Raw genomic sequence first — 19,740 nt, 5'->3', positions numbered from 1 at the left:
TTATTATGAAAAGGGATTCACATATGTTATTATTGAGAAGGATAAAAATTTAACAATGTATACTGATTAGTTCAAATAAATGGAGGCGGGATATACATGGGAAAGAAAATAGTTATAGTAGGTGGAGTTGCTGGAGGAGCATCAACTGCAGCTAGACTTAGAAGACTAGATGAGAGTAATGAAATAATAATGTTTGAAAGAGGACCTAATGTTTCATTTTCAAATTGTTGCTTACCATATCATCTAAGTGGAAAAATCGAGGATCATGAAGATTTAGTGCTAATGAGACCTGAAAATTTCTTTAGTCAATATAAAATAGATGCAAGAGTTTTTAGTGAAGTTGTTTCTATAGATAGAAAGAATAAAGAGGTAAGGATAAGAAATGTAGTTAGTGGAAAGGAGTACACCGAGAGTTATGATAAACTAGTACTTTCACCAGGGGCTAAGGCTATAGTACCGCCTATAAAGGGAATAGATGAAGTAAATGTATTTACAGTAAGAAATGTAGTTGATATAGCTAAACTAAATTTCTTTATAAAAGGTAACAACAGTAAGAAGATAACTGTTATAGGTGGTGGATTCATAGGGGTTGAAGTTGCTGAAAACTTAAAAGAAGCAGGATATGATGTTACTTTAGTAGAAGCAATGAATCAAATAATGAAGCCATTTGACTATGATATGGTACAAGTATTACATAAGGCTATGTATGACAATGGAATAAATCTTATTGTTGGTGACAAGGTTAATTCATTTGAAAAGAATTTAGTTGTACTAGAGTCAGGAAAGAAAATAGAATCAGATGCTGTAGTTATGGCAATAGGGGTTATACCAGAGACTGACCTAGCTAGAGAAGCAGGATTAGAAATAGGACAAACTGGAGCTATAAAGGTTAATACTAATTATATGACAAATGATAAAGACATATATGCAGTAGGAGATGCTATAGAAGTGCATAATGCATTAACAAACACAGTAACTAAGCTTCCACTTGCAGGACCAGCTCAGAAGCAAGCAAGATCAGTAGCTAATCATATTCATGGACTACCTGTTAGAAATACAGGATATATTGGTTCATCATGTATTCAAGTTTTTGATTATAATGGGGCATCTACAGGATTGACAGAGGGACTGATAAAAGCTCTAAATATGAACATTAATTATGAAGTTGTTAGAGTAATACCCCAAGATAAAGTTGGGTTAATGCCAGGAAGTGAGCCACTTCATTTTAAATTAATATTTGAAGTACCTACAGGGAGAGTACTTGGTGCTCAAGCAATAGGAAGAGGAAACGCTGATAAGAGGATAGATGTAGTAGCTACATTAATTAAATTTGGTGGAACTGTTTATGATTTAGCTGATTTAGAATTATGTTATGCACCGCCATTTGGGACAGCAAAAGATGTTGTTAATCATGCAGCATTAGTAGCTACTAATATTCTTCAAGGGACATTTAAGCAAGTATATGTTCATGAGGTAAGAAATTTAGTTAAAAACAATGGATACATAATAGATGTTAGGGAAGAAGATGAATATGAATTAGGTCATATTATTGGTGCAAAAAATATTCCGTTAAGTCAATTAAGAGATAGAGTAAATGAAATACCTAAGGATATACCAGTATACTTACATTGTAGAAGTGCACAAAGAAGTTATAATGCGTCATTAGCATTAGGTCATTTAGGGTTCGATAATATTTATAATGTTTCAGGTGGATTTATGGGAATAAGTTTCTATGAATATTACAATGATATGATAACTGGAAGAGAAAAAATAGTTACAGATTATAATTTTGATTAATAAAATGTAGAGCCTATTATAGGGGCTCTTAAAATTGGAAAGGTATGATTGATAAATAACAAACAATATGAAAAGTTATAAGCTTTTATATAAATTAAAATACTAAGGAGGATACTATGAAAAAAGGACAAGTATTTATCGGAGTTGGAATTATAGCTGCAATTACTACATTTATAATTACTAAATATGCAGATAAAAGTAATTTAGCATTATTCTTAATTACAGGATTGATGTTAGGATACATATTACAAAGATCAAGATTTGGTTTCGCTGGTGGAGTTAGAAAGATATCAATGACTGGTGATGGAAGCTTAACGAAGGCATTATTATTTATGTTTGCTATTACAGTAATAGGTGCAGCTGGAATTCATTATGCAGCAGCACAAGGTGGTGCAGAAGCTGCTTTTAGAGCTGCTAAGGATGCAATAACTATTCCTGGTACAGGAAGTGTTTCTGCAATTACTATAGGATTCATATTAGGTGGTATATTATTTGGGATTGGTATGATAATTGGTGGAGGATGTGCTTCAGGTACATTATCTGATACTGGTGAAGGTTCAGGAAGAGGTTTAATAGTATTAATATTCTTCTGCATAGGTGGCATGCTTGGAACATGGCATTTACCATCATTAAAGAAGACTTTCTTATATGAGAATGGTGTTACTGTGTATTTACCAGATACTTTTGGATATGTTGGTGCTGTATTAGTTTCTTTACTACTATTATTAGGATTATATTTTGTTGTTAAGATGTATGAAGGTAAGAGAAAGAAAGCTGGTACTTATGTAGCAGAAGAGTATCAAGATTGGGAAAAAGAAGTTGAAGAAGATAAAGAGTTTAAAGTATTTAGTTACAAAACTTATCATAAGTTATTTATTCAAAGATGGTCATTCTTTACTGGAGCAACTTTATTAGCAATAGTATTTATATTTATAATTAACACAACTAAGTCAAGTTGGGGTGCATCAGGACCATATACTCATTGGGGAGTTTGGTTATTTAGTAAGTTAGGTTTTGACTTTGGTGCTGTAGAAGCATTTAAGGGAAGTGTTAAAGTTGTTAATAGTGGAATATTAAGTGATCCAGTTTCAGTAAGAAATATTGGTATTATATTAGGAGCAGCTATTTGTATGTTATTAGCTGGAAAGTGGAAATTCAATATAAACTTTAAGGCTAAAGATGTTGCATTTTATGGACTAGCTGGTATACTTATGGGATATGGAGCGAAGCTTGCAGGTGGATGTAATGTTGGTGCTTTATTCTCAGGAATAGCTAACCTATCTTTATCAGGATGGGTGTTCTTAGTAGCACTTGTTGTTGGGGGATTAGTAGGGGTTAAGTTAGTTAAGAAGTTTAATATACCTGCATAAGTCATCACTCTTTTTATAAAATGAACCTGTTGTTATTAATATAGACCTATGTGGAGTTCTCCACATAGGTTTTCTTTACTAAATATAAAATAAAGTAGGTAGTAAGTATGAAGAAATATCTTAGTAAGTTAGATGTATTTTCCATTGTAGTTGGTGGAATTATTGGATGGGGATCATTTATGCTTCCAGGAACAAAATTCTTGAAGGAAGCAGGAGTTATAAATACAGCTATAGGATTAATTTTAGGAACATTATGTATTGTGATTATAGAAAGAAACTATGAGGTAATGATGAGTACTCAGAATGAAGAGGGGGGAGAATTTTCATATACATATAATAATTTAGGGAAGAAGCATGGCTTTATAGTAGGTTGGTTCCTTACATTAGCATACTTCACTATGATCCCTTTAAATGCTACTGCTTTCCCATTAGTTATTAAGAAGTTATTTGGAGGTATATTAGAATTTGGATACCTATATAATGTAGCAGGATATGATGTATATATAGGGGATATTCTTACATCTACTATAGTTATCTTAGCTTTTGCTTATTTAAATATAAAGGGATTAAAGGAAAGTAGTAAGGTACAAAATGCAATAATATTTGCGCTAATATCCATGGTTTCAATTGTATTTATTGGGATGTTATTTAAGGGACAAAGAGGTGTATTTATAGAAACTTATATTAAAGATTACAGCTTTAATATAAGTGGGATAGCTAGAGTACTAGCAATAACGCCTTTCGCATTTGTCGGATTTGATGCTATACCTCAATTAAGTAAAGAATATAATTTTTCAACTAAAAAGGCATCACGTATTGCTGTCATATCACTATTTATAGGAACTTTAATTTATAATTTATTAAACATAATAACAGCATTAGCATTTACGCCAGAACAGGTAATAGGCCTTGAGTGGGCAACTGGAAGTGCTGTATTAAGCACATTAGGAAAAGGAGCATTTTTCATGCTTATTATTGCTCTATGTGCTGCAGTATGGAGTGGTATAAATGGATTTATGATTTGTAGTTCTAAGTTATTAGGTTCAATTTCAAAATATAAGATGCTACCAGATAAAATAGGAGAGACAAATAAAAATGGAGTATATAGAAATGCTGTATTGTTCCTATCATTCATAAGTTTAATTGCTCCATGGTTTGGACGTGAGGTTATTACATGGATTGTTGATATGTCATCTTTAGGTGCATCTATAGCCTATTTTTATGTTTCATTTATAACATACAAAAAATGCAGTAATAATATAGGAAAGTTATTTTCTGTTTTAGGAGTAGTAATTAGTGTTATATTTATATTATTGTTACTTTTACCTATGTCACCAGCGGGTTTAGGAAAAGAGTCTATAATCTCTTTACTGGCATGGTGCTTAATGGGAGTTATGTTCTATTTAAAAGTTAGAAAAAAATAAATATAAAGAGAGTGTATCAAAGTATATCTTGATGCACTCTCTTTTATAATTGTATAGTTATATAAAATTATAAAAAATTTAAGGTGGTGAACATGGAATTATATGCTATTTGTGATAAAATACTTATTATATAAGAGGTGATTAATATGTTAAACAAATTTAGTAAAGAATATGAAATAAATTATTATGATGTAGATTATAAATTAAAATGTAAATTATCATCTATAGTGAATTTTCTTTGTGATGTAGGCAATTATCATGCGGAAAGTCTAGGAGAGACTATAGAGAGTTTAGTAGAAAATAATTGTGCTTGGGTATTTTATAAGTACGATATAAAAATCAAAGAATATCCAAAGTATAGAGATACTATAACTGTAGAAACTGAGCCTATTGGATTTAAAAAGTTTTATGCATATAGAAGCTATTATATCAAGAATTCAGAAGGGAAATTGTTAGGAGAAGCTATCGCTTTATTCTTCTTAATTAATATAGAAAAGAGGCGCCCTATGAGAGTGTTACCAGAGCAATATGTTAGATATGGGGCAGATGGAGATCTTAAAAAAAATATTGAAATGGAAAATATATTAAAGTTAGAGAAGGAAGATCACTATAAAGATTTTAATATAAGATATAGTGATATAGATTCAAATGGTCATGTAAATAACGTTAAATATATAGAATGGGCTATTGAGTCTGTTCCTGTAGAGGTTATTAAGGATTATGAGTTAAAGAGAATAAAAGTTGTTTTCGAGAAAGAAACAACATACGGAGATACAGTTCATGTTTCAGCACAAGTAATAAGAAATGAAGAAAATGAGTTAGTAACAATTCATACAATAAAAAGTGAAGCTGGAGTTGAGCTTACTAAATTAGAAGGTAAGTGGGTAAAAGAAAAGGAATAGCTTAAACGCTATTCCCAACTAAAAATCCTGAACTCCAAGCCCACTGAAGATTAAATCCTCCACAATCCCCATTTACATCAAGAATTTCTCCTGAAAAATATAAACCAGAAACTAATCTTGATTCAAGGGTTTTAGGATTAACATCCTTTGTATTTATACCCCCAACTGTAAGTTGAGCACTGTTAAATCCATTTGTATCTGTACATGTAAATATCCATTCTTTAAATCTTTTACATAATAAGGATTTGTCTTGCCAATCTAATTCATAGCATGGCATATGAATATTTGAAATTCCAATATCCTTTAAGAAGATTGGAATAAGTTTTTTATTTATTACTCCAATAAGTGCATTTGAAATACTTCTATGAGAGAAAATAGCTAAGTGTCCTTGGACAAAATTATCAACATCATCAATAGACATTTTAGGCAACATATCTATCATTAACTCAACTTTTTGCTTTTTGGCAATAGATCTGGAAGCTATTGCGGATAATTGAAGTATAGGTGGACCAGATATCCCATAATCAGTGAATAATACTTCGCCTGTATCTTCTCTAATTATTGAATCATTTACAATTACCGATACTTTAGCATCGAATTTAATTCCTGCTAGAGCCTTTAAATGTGGATAATCTAATTTTAATTGAACTATACCAGGAAGAGGTTCTATTATTGAATGACCAAATTCCTTTGCTAATTTATAGCCGGTTCCATCAGAACCAGTTTTAACAGCTGATTTTCCTCCACAGGCTAAAATTAATTTTCCACATGTGAATAAAGATAGCTCTTCGTTATTTGTGGATAACTTAAAAACTTTATCCTTGTGGATAGATTTTATTTTACAATCTGTATACACAGGAATTTCTCTTTCCTCTAAAGATAATCTAAAGATATCCACAACAGAAGAGGCTTGCAAGGATTGTGGATAAAGTTTACCTTTTTCCAGTTCTGTTAATGGAAGTCCTAAAGACAAGAAGAAATTTTTTGTATCTTCTATAGAAAAATTATTTAAACAGTCTGTATAAAAACCATCATTTCTACTGTGGTAGGTAGGATATGGGTATGCAATTGTAGAATTAGATATATTACATCTACCATTACCTGTTGTTAAGATTTTTTTTCCTATCCTATCAGTTCCTTCAATTATTGCTACATCTTTTCCAAGATCTTTTGCTACTATTGCAGCCATCATGCCAGAAGCACCGCCGCCGACAATAATGATATCGTGATGAATCATAATAAATTTATCTCCTTAATATATGTTATAAATAATTCTACCACAGTAATATTACCTATTAAAGATAGGAATAATACTATTGAGGTGATTAGCTATGAAAGTTAAAGTTATTGGGGAACATAATGATAATGGCAAGGAATTTAAAGTTAGGAGAATGAATTATGATGAAGTTATAGTAAATTATCCTACAGGAACAGGTTTATATACATATAAGTATAGTGAAGTGGAGTTGATTAGTGAGGGAGAAATTGACGACTTTCTTATTAATAATATGGAGTTTTTAAGAATTAAATTGAATAGGGGAATATCGATATTTTTTTACAAGGCATTAAAAGATTCTTTTGAAGAAGAGTTAAAGGAGGAGTTAGAGGACCTAAATTTACTTAGGGATAAATATAAGGTTAATAAGAGAGGAATATGGGAAAAAGAAATAATATGTGTGATTAATAAAAAATTACCTGTAAAAGTAATAGCTTCAGGACAAAATTTTAAGAGAGAAGGATATAGTATTTCTATAAATAATATCCAGACTGGAGATTTTTTGAAATCTGCATTAGATGAAATTAATAAAATAAAAGAAGAAATTAATAGAAAAGAAATGACATTATTAATGTATGATAAGGCCATAAAAAACCTTAAAGAAATTGAGAAAAATGAAGATATTCAATATTAATTTAAGTTGGAAATATAGTTAAAATAATAAGGTTTTTAAAAAATATAAAAAAAATTATAAAAATGTGTTGACACAAATAATTAAATTCTGTATTATAGTCTATGTGGTCAGCGCCGAGCAATATCGGTAGAGACACAATGACAATTTGGCTCCTTGGTCAAGCGGTTAAGACACCACCCTTTCACGGTGGTAACAGGGGTTCGATTCCCCTAGGAGTCACCATTATTACTTTGGGCGCATAGCTCAGCTGGGAGAGCATCTGCCTTACAAGCAGAGGGTCACAGGTTCGAGCCCTGTTGTGCCCACCAAAGTAAATTTTATGGCTCAGTAGCTCAGTTGGTTAGAGTGCCAGCCTGTCACGCTGGAAGTCGAGGGTTCGAGTCCCTTCTGAGTCGCCATTTAAATTGCTGGCATGGCTCAACGGTAGAGCAGCTGACTTGTAATCAGCAGGTTGTAGGTTCGATTCCTATTGCCAGCTCCATTTAAATTTTCAAACAACCTATATGGCTCCTTGGTCAAGCGGTTAAGACACCACCCTTTCACGGTGGTAACAGGGGTTCGATTCCCCTAGGAGTCACCATTATTACTTTGGGCGCATAGCTCAGCTGGGAGAGCATCTGCCTTACAAGCAGAGGGTCACAGGTTCGAGCCCTGTTGTGCCCACCAAAGTAAATTTTATGGCTCAGTAGCTCAGTTGGTTAGAGTGCCAGCCTGTCACGCTGGAAGTCGAGGGTTCGAGTCCCTTCTGAGTCGCCATTTAAATTGCTGGCATGGCTCAACGGTAGAGCAGCTGACTTGTAATCAGCAGGTTGTAGGTTCGATTCCTATTGCCAGCTCCATTTAAATTTTCAAACAACTATATATGGCTCCTTGGTCAAGCGGTTAAGACACCACCCTTTCACGGTGGTAACAGGGGTTCGATTCCCCTAGGAGTCACCATTTTTTACTTTGGGCGCATAGCTCAGCTGGGAGAGCATCTGCCTTACAAGCAGAGGGTCACAGGTTCGAGCCCTGTTGTGCCCACCAAAGTATGGCTTAGTAGCTCAGTTGGTTAGAGTGCCAGCCTGTCACGCTGGAAGTCGAGGGTTCGAGTCCCTTCTGAGTCGCCACTTAAAAAAGCATCAATTATTTGATGCTTTTTTGTTTTTAATATTTTAACAAGATAAAAATGTGGAGAAGATTATTACAAATAAAAATCTTCTCCACATTTATTTTATCTATTATTTTTTAAGTTAAGTGTGATTCTTATATCCTCTGAATAGAACTTACATAATTTAAAATCCCCTATTAGTCGTGAACAGATTCTCTCACTATATACTTGAGTTATGCTTGGTAAAGAAAGATTGGTTGAAACTAACATTTTTTTATTTCTTAATAACTTTTTATTTAATAAATTAAATAACTCTGTAACGGAGAATTCATTCTTTTGCTCTGCACCTAAATCATCGATTATTAATAAATCACAATCTAATAGTAGTTCTTCTAGATTAGAGTTATTGTTAAATCTAATATCTCTTAAGTCACTAATAAGCTCATCTGAAGTTTTATATACTACCAAATATCCTAAATCTAAAAGCTCTTTAGCTATACAATAGGATAAATAAGTTTTTCCACTTCCAGGATTACCATAGAATAGTAAGTTAGTATTTGAAGTGTTAAAGTTAGGAATATACTCTCCACGAATATATTCTAAAGTATTCTCCATATTTTTTCGTGATGAATATTTCTCATCACCTATCTTACGTTGTGGAAATAAGCTTATATCAAAACTATTAAAGTTTTTAACTCTTAGTGTATCCTCTAATAAAGAATTCTTATAATAGAGTTTAATTAATTTTTGTTTGTAGCAAGAACATCTTTTTGTTGCTATAAATCCTGTATCCTGGCACTTCTTACATCTATAATGAAGATTTAGGTATTCAGGATCGTAGCCTTTAGATACAAGCATTTCACATTTCTTCACTCTTAAATCTGTGATTTGATTTCTGTATTCAGATAAAGTTTTTTCACTATCCTTTGATTGTAATATAGATAAAGATAGTCTTAGAGATAGCTTTTGAATTTTATTATCTATTTCTAGAATTTCAGGAAATAGATTTTTTATTTCAGCTTTCCTATCTTTAAGTAATTTAGCTTCTTCATCTCTTATTTTTGTATATATATCCATAAGTTTAGATTGATAACCATTAATCATCAGTATCCCATCCTAACAATTTCTTTTCTAAAGAATCATAGTCGTAGGATCTTGGCTCGAAGTTATTAAATCCACCAAGGTTAGAACTAGTATTCTTTGGAGAGTTTCCTTTATTATAAGTATTTTTATGCTGTCTATCTTTAATAGCAACATCTTCTAGAGTTTTAATATTATCCTTAAACCACTTTGATAATATTCCGTCTATGTATTTAAAATCTGCACGATTAAGACGTTGGAAACAGATATCACATGCTTTTTGAATTAATTCTAAATCAAAGTTATATGTGGAAATCCATTTATCAAGCAAATCTTCTTGAGGTTTCATTATCTCTGTATTCTTTAATCCTAGGTAAGTTAGTATTTTTCTAATTTTAATCCATTTATCTTCTGTTTTCTTGATATAGACTTGAACTTCTTCAATAGTTTTAATACCCATATCATTCCAAGCTAAAGCTACTTTTTCTATATATCTATAATCAGTTTTACCCTTTGATGCACAGTATTCGATTAAAATTAATATAAGCTCAGAAGAAAAAGAAAAGTCATTTTGCCATCCAAGGTATATTTCCATTTCTTTAGTGGAAAGGGTTCTAGCAAGAATCTTTTCAATATCTCTAAGCATATCTGTAGTTTCAGAATTATTAAGTGCATCTAGTAGATTTACATCTTTAGGATTATCAGTTGGATCATCTTCTAAAGACATGAATTCAATACTGAAGTTATTCATCTTGTCGATAGGGGTTAATTTAATAACTCCTTGCTCATTCCAATAGTTTAGCGCATTCATAACATCGGATTCTAATAAATTTAAGGAAGAAGCTAGTATAGAACCATTTACACCTGGTTCACTAGAAATATTGTATTTTAACATAAGTAAATAGACTTTTACAAATTCTCCCCTTGCCTGAGGCATGTATTTTTCGATAAAAACATTGCTGACAGGAGTGAAGTTGAAATTATTATTTTTAAGCATGAAAGTGCTCATTAGCTAACTTTCCCCCCTTTTCTATAAATAAAGAATGTTATCTATTCAAATTATAGTAAATATTATGTTCAAGTTAATTATAGCAAACACCAAAAGGTATAACAACTTATGAAAAAATATATAAAATGTATAAAAATTTAATTAGTGGGAAAAGTAATTTATGTGTTTCTAAAAGAAGGGATGATGTATGATTAGTAGAAAAAAAAGAATTGTTTTAATATCATTATTAAGTATTTGTATTTCACTAATATCAGTGGAATATATTTTCGGAGAAGAGGAAAGTATATATGAAATATACTTTAAGGAGAGAGTTGTAGGTTATTATGATAATAAGTCTGAAGCCAAAGAAGTCTGTTCGAATGAAGTTTCTAATATTAATAATAGATTATCTGAAGTTAATCTAACAGCTAATGACTTTAAATATAAAAAAGTTGGAAATGAAGTTGCTGTAAGTAAGAAAGATGAAATTAGAAATAATATATTAGGTACATTAAATGGGGAAGCAACATTAATAAAAATGAGCATAAAGGATAAAGATTATGGAGTAATAGCAACAGAAGATGAGGGAAAAAAGGTTTTAAGAAAATTAGGAGAGTTATATATAGAGAAAAGTAATATAGAGGAAGAGAACATTTTAGCTATTGATATAAAATCCAATATAAAATATGAAAAGGTAAAAACAAGTATTAAGCTATTAGATTCCATAGAAAATATTGCAGATAAGATTTGGAAGGAAAATAGTGATAAATCTATTGTTGATGTAAATATTAAGTGCAAAGAAAACAGAGTAGAGGAGATAGCACCAAACACTAAGATTATTAGTGAGAGTGATATGTATATAGGGGAAAGCAAGACTGAGGAGGGGGAAGTAGGTAGCAAAGAAGTGTTAGCAGAGGTAACATATAAAAATGGTTTAAAGATAGGTGAGAATGTATTACATGAAAATGTGATTGAAAATAGTAAGGATAATATTATTTATAAAGGCAGCAAAAATCCAATAGAAGATGGATTTGCATTTCTAGAACATCCTACTAGAGGAGGATACATAACATCAAATTTCGGTAAACGGTGGGGTAGAAACCATAATGGATTAGATATTGCTCATAAGATAGGCGATCCTGTTTACTCTGCCTTGGATGGAATAGTTAAAGAATGTCATTATGAGAGTGGGTATGGAAATAAAATATTAATAGAGCATGAAGGCAATATTGAAACTATTTATGCTCACTTAAGTAAGTTTAATATAAGGATTGGAGATGAAGTTAAAAAGGGTGAATTGATAGGTGAGGTTGGAAACACAGGTAGGAGTACAGGTCCACATTTACACTTTGAAGTAAGAGTAAATGGAGCACCTGTTGATCCTACAGGATATATTACAAATTAATTTAGTAGCTTACTTATATTTATAACCCCCTCTCCTTGTTGAAATTTTGAGAATTCTCCAAGTTCACAAGATAGCTTTAATATAGAAGATATATCTTTGAATGATAAGCTTGGATTATTTTCATATAAAAGTGCACAAATACCACTAATGAATGCGGTTGAAAGAGAAGTTCCACTAAAAGTTTTATAGGAGGCTTCAAGCTTAGTAGGATATAGCTTGAAGCCTTCTTTTTCGGAAATATATGCTGTATCTGCATTTAGTGATGTAATATTCACACATGCAGCGCTTAGATTTGGCTTGTTACTTTTGGAATAGGGACCGGCTGATGAATATTTATAAGGCTTTAAAGATAAAGCAGTATCTACACCAGCAACGGTTATACATGTATCTAATGTTGCAATACCCATTATTGAATTATTTACATTTGAATTACTACCACTAGGTACTATTGGGACTATGCCTATTTCATTTGCTTTTAAGAATGTACTATTAAAAGCTTCTATAACTTGAATATTATGTGTTAACAACTCAAAAGGTAGACAGAGTACCTTTATATTATTAATTTCAGAATTTCTTATTAGTTCTTCAATAGCAAATAATACATTAGAGGCATATCCCTTACCTAACTTGTCAAAAGCTTTATAACAATGAATTTGAGCGTGAGGTGCAATGCCTTTGTACATGTTATTAGAAGAGATTCCACTACTGGATATAAGACCTGATATGCAGGTGCCATGTCCATTATCATCATAGGGGAATCGTAATTCATTAATTAAATCTACAAAATTAGCAATTCTATTAGATGGATTCAAAAGGTCTGGATGGGGATAGACACCACTATCTACTAAGCCAATACCAATACCTTTGCCAGAAAGGCTATACTTTTCAGAGATATGGACTTTATTTGCAGTAGACACACTCATACCGCAAAGAAATAGATATTCATCAAAGCAAATATGTTGGACTTCTGGGTACTCTATAAGTCTTTCAATAGAAGGGCCATCAAGGCTAGCACAAACTATATCAGAGTACTCAAGAGAATGAATAACCTCGCCCCTATAGGAAAGTACCTTCTTTGATACACCATCTCTAAAGTTTTTACATTTGATTAAAATTCTATATTTCTTATAGCTTTTGTTTGATAAATAATACTTTAAGTTTTTATCTAATTTATTTCTAGAAGAAAACATACTAAACTCCTATTAATTACTTCTTTATATATTATATAGGTATGCGTAGTTTTGTTAATATAGCATAAGATAGGATCTGGTTTTATATACTCATAAAATCTTATAGAGTAAAAGCAGTTGTCTATTTAGACAACTGCTTTTAAAATTTATAAGTTTCACCTATATTAATTAACTTTATTTTTTCATCTTTATAATTATCAAGAATACTATAAGTTTCATCAAAATCCTCAAGGGATATCCTAAAAGTCTTATAATGAATAGGAATCATGGCGTCAGAATTCATTTGAGAGAACATCTTATAGCTTTCTTGTGGAGTACAATGCATGTATGAGAACCTATCTGGCTTATAGCAACCTACAGGCATTAAAGCTACATCACATTTCAAATCATTATAGTCATCTGTATAGGCTGTATCCCCTGCAAAAAACACTTTCTTATCATTCTTTTCAATTAGGAAAGAATGACTTTCATCATCTATTCCAACATAAAATCTTCGCCCATCATGATTGGCTTTAAGTGAAGTAATTTTAATATTATCGTCCTCATAAATTTCACCATGTCTAAGCAGTATAACATTTTTGTAGCCCAATAGTTTTATTAAGCGTTTATATCCTTTAGGAACTATAATAGTAATATTTTTATCAAGCTTTCTTAAGGATGGAAAATCCATATGGTCCATATGACCATGAGATAGTAATATATAGTCTATCTTAGTATCTTTTAAATCACTAGGTTTTTCTACAACTCTTTTAAATATTCCTAAGGTATTAGATAAAACAGGATCAGTAAGAATAACTGTTCCTGATAAATTAATTAAGGTTGTAGCGTGACCATACCAATGTACAGAATTATTTACAAGAGTATCATTTAGGGAAGAATCTCTTGGAATAAAGTACTGATGTATATTATTTAAAGTTAGTTTAGATAGAAATTTTATATTACTAAAAAAGTTCATATTAGTTCTCCTTAAATCAGTGTTTCCATTTAAATACTATAATACCAATAACCATAATTGCAACCCCTAATATTTCTTTAATACTAAAGTTTACTTTTTGGCTATCAAATAATCCAAAGGCATCTATCAAAGCAGCAGCAAGTAACTGAGCAACAAGAATAATTCCTATGCCGTAGGTTGCCCCCATACCTCCAATACTTTTCATTACAGTAAATATTATTATTACTCCAAGGGCCCCACCTAATAAGTAAAGTTTATTAACATCTCGAAGTTCACGGTAGCTTCCCTTTCCTAAAAAGAATGCTATTATTAAAGTTAAAATTAATCCACTGGCCTGAACAAGTACATTTGTTTCCCAGATTCCAATTTTCTCTCCAAGTCTAGTATTAAATACACCTTGGAGGCTCATAGCAATTCCAGAAATTATTGCGAATATTATTGGCATCATTATTTCATCACCTCAAGGTTAGTATTCCCAGAGGTGAGAAGAATATAAATAAAAGCCCTCTAAAAATTAGAGAGCTATTTGTATATTTCTAAAGTTATAAAAACCATCTAGGATTATTTCTTCTGAAAATCCTAGGCTAATACCTAAGCTAAAATAGTCTTCAATCAATGTTATAAAATGGTCCTTTGAAGGTGATATTATTAAATCATTTATGTCTATATATAAGTTTAAGAATTGGTCACTTAAGCAATATTCACTAGGTTGTAGTGTGACTTCTTCAACACTATCATAGTTATTATCCAATCCAAGTGAAAGAATTTGTTTTAAACAAGCTATGTATTTTTGGAAAATTATATTTTTGTCAAGGATACTGTCATCATTAAGCCAATACTTATAGCACTTAGTCTCATTAGCTAATTCACTCATCTTAATTTGAAGTTGAAGATGCTTTCTAGCGAATAACTTATATTCACTTAAAGTTGTGTCAATAACTAATTTACTATTGGCTTCCTTTTGTATCTTAAACAAATTTGAAATTTGCATATTTACATCCCCCTTAATTTTCAAGGCAATCCATCTTTATATATTTTACAAAATCTTTAAAATAAAGAAAAGGGCAGAAAACGAATACAAAATAAATATTTTTTAAAAAAGCAAAATATTAAAAAAATTCCTAATTAATTATAGTATTAATTAGGAATTTTTTATTATACATTTTAAAAATCTTTTAACGTATATGTTTTTAAACAAGTTTCTTTTTTGTTATTAGATATCTTCCAAAGTTCAACCCTATCAATTTTAAGAGTTAAGTTCTTACCATCTTTCTCAAGAGGATCACAAGCACTATCATTTTCATGTTTTTTACTATCTTTATTAAAGTAATTAATATTAGCCAAAGATATTGCTAGTTCTTCCTTAGGAGAGGATTTAAGATTAAATCCATGTAATTCAAGTGTATCTGTTAATGATCTACATATTTTTCTTATGTAGCCTATATCTTCTATTTTTAAGTTTATAGTCCTCATAGATTCACATATAGAAACATTGTCACACAGTTCAATCTTAAATTTCTTGTAGGGTTTAAGTACTTTCTCTATTATTGGATTTAATTTTTCAACATTAGGATTTTCCATTACATTTAAAGCTATATAAGGAATTGGTGAATTTCTATTAGCTCTAAATTTTTTAGAAAACTTCCGTTGAATAGGTGTTATAACGTTATAAGATTCTTCGTCAAAAAGTGCAACAATATAGTATTTCATAGCAAACCTCTCATCTGATAATATTATGTATATTAAATACATACAATCTTTGTTATAAATTATAACATATTACCATATATAAAAAAATAGAATTATCATTATTAAGGTTTATAAAGAATAGTGTTAGTAGGGTTAGGGCAAGAATTAAGATAATATATAGTTAATATTAAAAAAACAACAAATTGGCATAAAAAAAGGATTTAAATAAATATAGTTTATGATATAATGAGTAAGATAGAAATTAATTAAAATAGGACTATAATGTCTGAGTACTAAATATTTGGATAATTTTATGATTTTTGGGAATTTTAATATATATAATCTGTGAATAAGGGTGAATTGGATGGAAAGATTGGTAATTAACGGAGGAAAGGCTCTTAGGGGTTCTGTTGATATAAATGGAGCTAAGAATGCTGCAGTAGCTATTTTACCTGCTACAGTGGCTGCGAGCAAAGGCAAGTGCATAATAGACAACATACCTGATATAGAGGATGTTCATTGTTTAGAAAGAATACTTGAAACATTAGGTTGTAAGGTAAATAAGATTGATAATAATACATTAGAAATAGACAGTACGGATTTAAATAACTTCAAAGCATGTACAGATGATGTTAGAAGAATGAGAGCATCATACTACTTTATAGGGGCCTTATTAGCAAGATTTAAACAGGCCACAGTTGAACTACCTGGTGGATGTCCTATAGGGGTAAGACCTATAGATCAACATATAAAAGGATTCGAGGCTCTTGGAGCGCACGTAACTATTGAGCATGGTGCTGTAACTGTAAAGGCGGACAAATTAATAGGAGCTAATATATTCTTTGATGTTGTTTCAGTTGGAGCAACTATTAATGTTATGATAGCAGCGACCTTAGCAGAAGGTATGACGACCTTGGAAAATGTTGCAAAGGAACCACATGTAGTTGATGTTGCTAACTTCTTAAACTCTATGGGGGCTGATATTAAAGGTGCAGGAACCGACGTAATAAGAGTTAAGGGTGTAGAAGAACTTAATGGATGTGCATATAGTGTTATACCTGACCAAATTGAAGCAGGTACATTTATGATAGCTGCAGCAGCTACTAAGGGAGATGTAACTATTACTAATGTTATACCTAAGCATTTAGAGTCAATAACAGCTAAGTTAACTGAAATGGGAGCTATAGTTGAAGAAGGTGATGATAGTATAAGAGTTGCTGTTGATAAGGAACTTAAAGGAGTAAACATTAAAACAACTCCTTACCCAGGATTCCCAACGGACGTACAACAACCTATGTCATCATTATTAAGTACAGTTCCAGGTAGAAGTTTAATTACAGAATCTATTTGGGAAAATAGACATAAGCACATAGATGAATTAAAGAAGATGGGTGCGAACATAAAGGTTGAAGGTAGAGTAGCTATAATAGATGGAGTTAATAGACTTACAGGTGCTATAGTTAAGGCTACTGACTTAAGGGCAGGAGCAGCAATGGTTATTGCAGGTCTTGTTGCTGAAGGAAAAACCGAAATTACAAGCATAGAACATATTGATAGAGGGTATCCTCATATAGAAAACAAATTTCAATCACTAGGAGCGGACATATACAGGATTGAAGAATAGATGGGGGAAAATTAAATGAAGTTTTGCTCATTATACAGTGGTAGTAGCGGAAATAGTATTTTTGTTTCTTCAAAAGAAGCAAAGATACTAATTGATGCAGGGTTGCCAGGTAAAAAGATAGATGAAGCGCTAAATTCTATTGGAGAAAATCCAAGAGATTTAGGGGGTATTTTTATTACACATGAGCATAGTGACCACATCAAAGGAGTAGGTGTACTCTCAAGGAAGTATGATATTCCTATTTATGCAAATGATAAAACATGGCTAGCTATGGAAAGTTCTATAGGAAAAATAAAAGAACATAATATAAAAATAATGGATAGAAGAAGCACCGTTGATATCGGTGATTTAGCTATAAAGTCTTTTATCATACCTCATGATGCAATAGCCCCTGTAGGATATAGCGTTGTTTGCGATAACAAAAAAGTTAGCGTTGCTACTGACTTTGGTACATTTACAGAAGAAATTTACAGTAATATTAAGGACTCGGAAGTTATTCTATTAGAGAGTAACCATGATGTTAATATGTTAAAGTTTGGGCCATATCCGTATAGCCTAAAAAGAAGAATTTTAAGTGAAGTTGGACATTTATCAAATGAAGATTGTGGTAAGGCTATAGTTGATATAGCTAAAAACGGTCTAGGGAAAAAAATAATATTAGGACATTTAAGTAATACTAATAATCATCCTGACTTAGCCTTCCAAACTGTGCTAAGTGTTGTACAAGAGTATGGTATTAAGCAAGGAGAAGATATATTACTTTCTATGGCAAATAGAAAAGCACCAAGTGAATATATAGAGTTATAGTCTGAAAGAGGATGATGATTTGGATAATCAGTGTATTTATGCATGTTCAGAACATGTAGATGAAGGAATAGACGAATATGTTAATGAAAAAGAAACTTTTCCTATTTTAAGTGAATGTACTAGTGGGAGATGCTTTAGTTGTGATAATAATTCCAATTATAAGATTGGTTAATTATAGTTGAAAATAATGTTCTAACTTAGTATAATTTTTTATATTAAGTGGAAGAAAGAGGAGAGAAAACATGAGTTTATATAAGAATTGGACAGATATGGTCGTTGATTATGTTAAGACTAAGGGAGAAGAAGCTTTCTGGACAGAATATAGTGAAATAGAAACAAATGTATATAAAGAGCTTTTATCAAATCACAAGGAAATAAAGAAAGCTACAATAGCTGACTTAGCTAAAAAGTATAATACAACTGAAGAGTTTATTATGGGATTCGTTGATGGAATTAATGATAGCTTAAATAACTCATATGACTTAGAAACATTAGAAGGTAGCACTGAACTAGTATTTGATATAAACTTAGAAAAGTTATATTTCAACATGTTAGACGCTAAAGCTGAATACTTATATGAATTACCTCAATGGGATGGAATATTCTCAGAGGAAAAGAGAAAAGAAATTCAAAAAGAGTACAGAGAATCAAGAATTGTTAGAAATGAGAACAAAGTGGGAAGAAACGATGCATGCCCATGTGGAAGTGGAAAGAAATATAAGAAGTGCTGTGGAAAGTAATATAATATTTTAAGAAACTCATAGTTATGAGTTTCTTTTTTTATGGTAAAATTTATATATAGTTAAATTTATATAGTTAATTTTGGGGAGGCTAATTTATGGATAAGAATTTAGAGTGGGTAAATAAAGAAAAGATACTTAGAACAATATCAGCCTTAGAAGCTAATAATATGAAGGGATACTTAGTAAAAAACAATGAAGAACTTATCTTAAAAATTAAAGAAATAGTTCCAGAAGGTTCTAAAGTTGGCTGTGGAGGGTCAATGACTTTATTTGAAACCGGAGTAATTGATTATTTAAGAAGTAATAATTATGAATTTTTAGATAGATATAAAGAGGGGCTAAATCAAGAAGAACTAGTGAAAATATATAAGGACTCTTTCTTTACAGATGCATATTTTACAAGTAGTAATGCAATAACAGAGAAAGGTGAGCTATATAATGTAGATGGTAATGGAAATAGAGTTGCAGCTATGTTATATGGACCAGAGAAAGTAATAGTAGTATGTGGAGTAAATAAGATAGTAAAGGATTTAGAGGCGGCAATAAATAGAAATAGAGAAATTTGTGCACCTACAAATTCTAAAAGGTTAGATAAATCTACACCATGTACTAAAACTGGATACTGTATGGATTGTAATAGTAAAGATAGGATATGCAATGAATATACAGTAATTAAAAGGCAAGGAAGAAAAGATAGAATTCATGTTATATTTTTAAATGAAGATATAGGATATTAATTATAATAGTGTCAATTTGGAAAACATTT

Annotated in this window: 19 protein-coding genes and 11 tRNA genes; 22 read left to right on the top strand and 8 right to left on the bottom strand. The window is 31.1% G+C overall.

What is annotated here, in order from left to right:
- Positions 1-96 precede the first annotated feature (96 nt).
- The 4 genes from ACSYT2_RS18110 to ACSYT2_RS18095 all read left to right on the top strand — a co-directional run bounded on the left by ACSYT2_RS18110 (position 97) and on the right by ACSYT2_RS18095 (position 5,493).
- Entirely contained in the window at positions 97-1,797 is a 1,701-nt protein-coding gene (locus ACSYT2_RS18110; protein WP_438385376.1) for an FAD-dependent oxidoreductase, read from the top strand.
- Between the two features lie 116 nt (positions 1,798-1,913).
- Positions 1,914-3,167: a YeeE/YedE family protein gene (locus ACSYT2_RS18105; RefSeq protein ID WP_430858023.1), complete on the top strand. Its 1,254-nt coding sequence runs from the start codon at positions 1,914-1,916 to the stop codon at positions 3,165-3,167.
- Positions 3,168-3,274: 107 nt separating this feature from the next.
- Complete coding sequence (locus tag ACSYT2_RS18100; protein WP_438385375.1) at positions 3,275-4,591, top strand: APC family permease; 1,317 nt, start codon at positions 3,275-3,277, stop codon at positions 4,589-4,591.
- A 146-nt stretch (positions 4,592-4,737) separates the two neighbouring features.
- Positions 4,738-5,493 carry an acyl-[acyl-carrier-protein] thioesterase gene (locus ACSYT2_RS18095; RefSeq protein ID WP_430858025.1) on the top strand — a complete coding sequence of 252 codons (756 nt, stop codon included), beginning with the start codon at positions 4,738-4,740 and terminating at the stop codon, positions 5,491-5,493.
- Between the two features lies 1 nt (position 5,494).
- Here the strand turns inward: ACSYT2_RS18095 and ACSYT2_RS18090 are convergent, their stop codons facing one another.
- Positions 5,495-6,730 carry a BaiN/RdsA family NAD(P)/FAD-dependent oxidoreductase gene (locus ACSYT2_RS18090; RefSeq protein ID WP_430858026.1) on the bottom strand — a complete coding sequence of 412 codons (1,236 nt, stop codon included), beginning with the start codon at positions 6,728-6,730 and terminating at the stop codon, positions 5,495-5,497.
- A gap of 94 nt (positions 6,731-6,824) precedes the next feature.
- On the opposite strand from ACSYT2_RS18090, the gene ACSYT2_RS18085 reads away from it, so the two are divergent.
- From ACSYT2_RS18085 to ACSYT2_RS18030, 12 genes are all read left to right on the top strand, one after another.
- A complete protein-coding gene (locus ACSYT2_RS18085; protein ID WP_430858027.1) occupies positions 6,825-7,403 on the top strand; it encodes a hypothetical protein in 579 nt (192 codons plus the stop codon).
- 147 nt (positions 7,404-7,550) lie between these two features.
- Positions 7,551-7,625: transfer RNA gene (locus ACSYT2_RS18080), tRNA-Glu, on the top strand.
- Positions 7,626-7,635: 10 nt separating this feature from the next.
- Positions 7,636-7,711: transfer RNA gene (locus tag ACSYT2_RS18075), tRNA-Val, on the top strand.
- 13 nt (positions 7,712-7,724) lie between these two features.
- Positions 7,725-7,801 (top strand) — tRNA-Asp (locus tag ACSYT2_RS18070).
- Between the two features lie 8 nt (positions 7,802-7,809).
- Positions 7,810-7,884: transfer RNA gene (locus tag ACSYT2_RS18065), tRNA-Thr, on the top strand.
- A gap of 24 nt (positions 7,885-7,908) precedes the next feature.
- Positions 7,909-7,983 (top strand) — tRNA-Glu (locus tag ACSYT2_RS18060).
- 10 nt (positions 7,984-7,993) lie between these two features.
- A tRNA-Val gene (locus tag ACSYT2_RS18055) sits at positions 7,994-8,069 on the top strand.
- 13 nt (positions 8,070-8,082) lie between these two features.
- Positions 8,083-8,159: transfer RNA gene (locus ACSYT2_RS18050), tRNA-Asp, on the top strand.
- An 8-nt stretch (positions 8,160-8,167) separates the two neighbouring features.
- A tRNA-Thr gene (locus ACSYT2_RS18045) sits at positions 8,168-8,242 on the top strand.
- Positions 8,243-8,267: 25 nt separating this feature from the next.
- Positions 8,268-8,342: transfer RNA gene (locus ACSYT2_RS18040), tRNA-Glu, on the top strand.
- An 11-nt stretch (positions 8,343-8,353) separates the two neighbouring features.
- A tRNA-Val gene (locus ACSYT2_RS18035) sits at positions 8,354-8,429 on the top strand.
- 6 nt (positions 8,430-8,435) lie between these two features.
- Positions 8,436-8,512 (top strand) — tRNA-Asp (locus tag ACSYT2_RS18030).
- A 104-nt stretch (positions 8,513-8,616) separates the two neighbouring features.
- Here the strand turns inward: ACSYT2_RS18030 and ACSYT2_RS18025 are convergent.
- A complete protein-coding gene (locus ACSYT2_RS18025; protein WP_430858028.1) occupies positions 8,617-9,597 on the bottom strand; it encodes an ATP-binding protein in 981 nt (326 codons plus the stop codon).
- The gene (locus ACSYT2_RS18020; RefSeq protein ID WP_430858029.1) at positions 9,590-10,582 is read right to left on the bottom strand and encodes a DnaD domain protein; all 993 of its coding nucleotides are present in this window, start codon (positions 10,580-10,582) and stop codon (positions 9,590-9,592) included. The genes ACSYT2_RS18025 and ACSYT2_RS18020 overlap by 8 nt, the downstream gene beginning before the upstream one ends.
- Before the next feature lie 187 nt (positions 10,583-10,769).
- Between ACSYT2_RS18020 and ACSYT2_RS18015 the strand changes: the two genes are divergently transcribed.
- Entirely contained in the window at positions 10,770-11,966 is a 1,197-nt protein-coding gene (locus ACSYT2_RS18015; RefSeq protein ID WP_430858030.1) for a peptidoglycan DD-metalloendopeptidase family protein, read from the top strand.
- Here ACSYT2_RS18015 and ACSYT2_RS18010 read toward each other — a convergent pair.
- From ACSYT2_RS18010 to ACSYT2_RS17990, 5 genes are all read right to left on the bottom strand, one after another.
- On the bottom strand, positions 11,963-13,156 hold the full coding sequence (locus tag ACSYT2_RS18010; protein ID WP_430858031.1) for a S8 family serine peptidase: 1,194 nt from the start codon (positions 13,154-13,156) through the stop codon (positions 11,963-11,965). The genes ACSYT2_RS18015 and ACSYT2_RS18010 overlap by 4 nt on opposite strands.
- Before the next feature lie 139 nt (positions 13,157-13,295).
- Positions 13,296-14,111, bottom strand: a complete 816-nt coding sequence (locus tag ACSYT2_RS18005; RefSeq protein ID WP_430858032.1) for an MBL fold metallo-hydrolase — start codon at positions 14,109-14,111, stop codon at positions 13,296-13,298.
- 16 nt (positions 14,112-14,127) lie between these two features.
- Positions 14,128-14,559, bottom strand: a complete 432-nt coding sequence (locus tag ACSYT2_RS18000; protein ID WP_430858033.1) for a DMT family transporter — start codon at positions 14,557-14,559, stop codon at positions 14,128-14,130.
- A gap of 66 nt (positions 14,560-14,625) precedes the next feature.
- Positions 14,626-15,102, bottom strand: coding sequence for a dUTP diphosphatase (locus tag ACSYT2_RS17995; RefSeq protein ID WP_430858034.1), 477 nt, complete (start codon positions 15,100-15,102; stop codon positions 14,626-14,628).
- 173 nt (positions 15,103-15,275) lie between these two features.
- The gene (locus ACSYT2_RS17990) at positions 15,276-15,821 is read right to left on the bottom strand and encodes a hypothetical protein (RefSeq protein WP_430858035.1); all 546 of its coding nucleotides are present in this window, start codon (positions 15,819-15,821) and stop codon (positions 15,276-15,278) included.
- Positions 15,822-16,164: 343 nt separating this feature from the next.
- Between ACSYT2_RS17990 and murA the strand changes: the two genes are divergently transcribed.
- The 5 genes from murA (at position 16,165) to ACSYT2_RS17965 (ending at position 19,711) form a co-directional block, all read left to right on the top strand.
- A complete protein-coding gene (gene murA / locus ACSYT2_RS17985; protein ID WP_430858036.1) occupies positions 16,165-17,424 on the top strand; it encodes a UDP-N-acetylglucosamine 1-carboxyvinyltransferase in 1,260 nt (419 codons plus the stop codon).
- Between the two features lie 15 nt (positions 17,425-17,439).
- Positions 17,440-18,231: an MBL fold metallo-hydrolase gene (locus tag ACSYT2_RS17980; RefSeq protein WP_430858037.1), complete on the top strand. Its 792-nt coding sequence runs from the start codon at positions 17,440-17,442 to the stop codon at positions 18,229-18,231.
- 19 nt (positions 18,232-18,250) lie between these two features.
- Positions 18,251-18,403 carry a CxxH/CxxC protein gene (locus ACSYT2_RS17975; RefSeq protein WP_430858038.1) on the top strand — a complete coding sequence of 51 codons (153 nt, stop codon included), beginning with the start codon at positions 18,251-18,253 and terminating at the stop codon, positions 18,401-18,403.
- A gap of 70 nt (positions 18,404-18,473) precedes the next feature.
- Positions 18,474-18,971, top strand: a complete 498-nt coding sequence (locus tag ACSYT2_RS17970) for an SEC-C metal-binding domain-containing protein (protein ID WP_430858039.1) — start codon at positions 18,474-18,476, stop codon at positions 18,969-18,971.
- 98 nt (positions 18,972-19,069) lie between these two features.
- Complete coding sequence (locus ACSYT2_RS17965; RefSeq protein ID WP_430858040.1) at positions 19,070-19,711, top strand: lactate utilization protein; 642 nt, start codon at positions 19,070-19,072, stop codon at positions 19,709-19,711.
- Positions 19,712-19,740 lie beyond the last annotated feature (29 nt).

The sequence above is a fragment of the Clostridium zhoujianii genome, assembly GCF_051590805.1.
GTDB lineage: Bacteria > Bacillota > Clostridia > Clostridiales > Clostridiaceae > Clostridium.
This window is presented reverse-complemented; position numbering and strand designations above follow the sequence as displayed.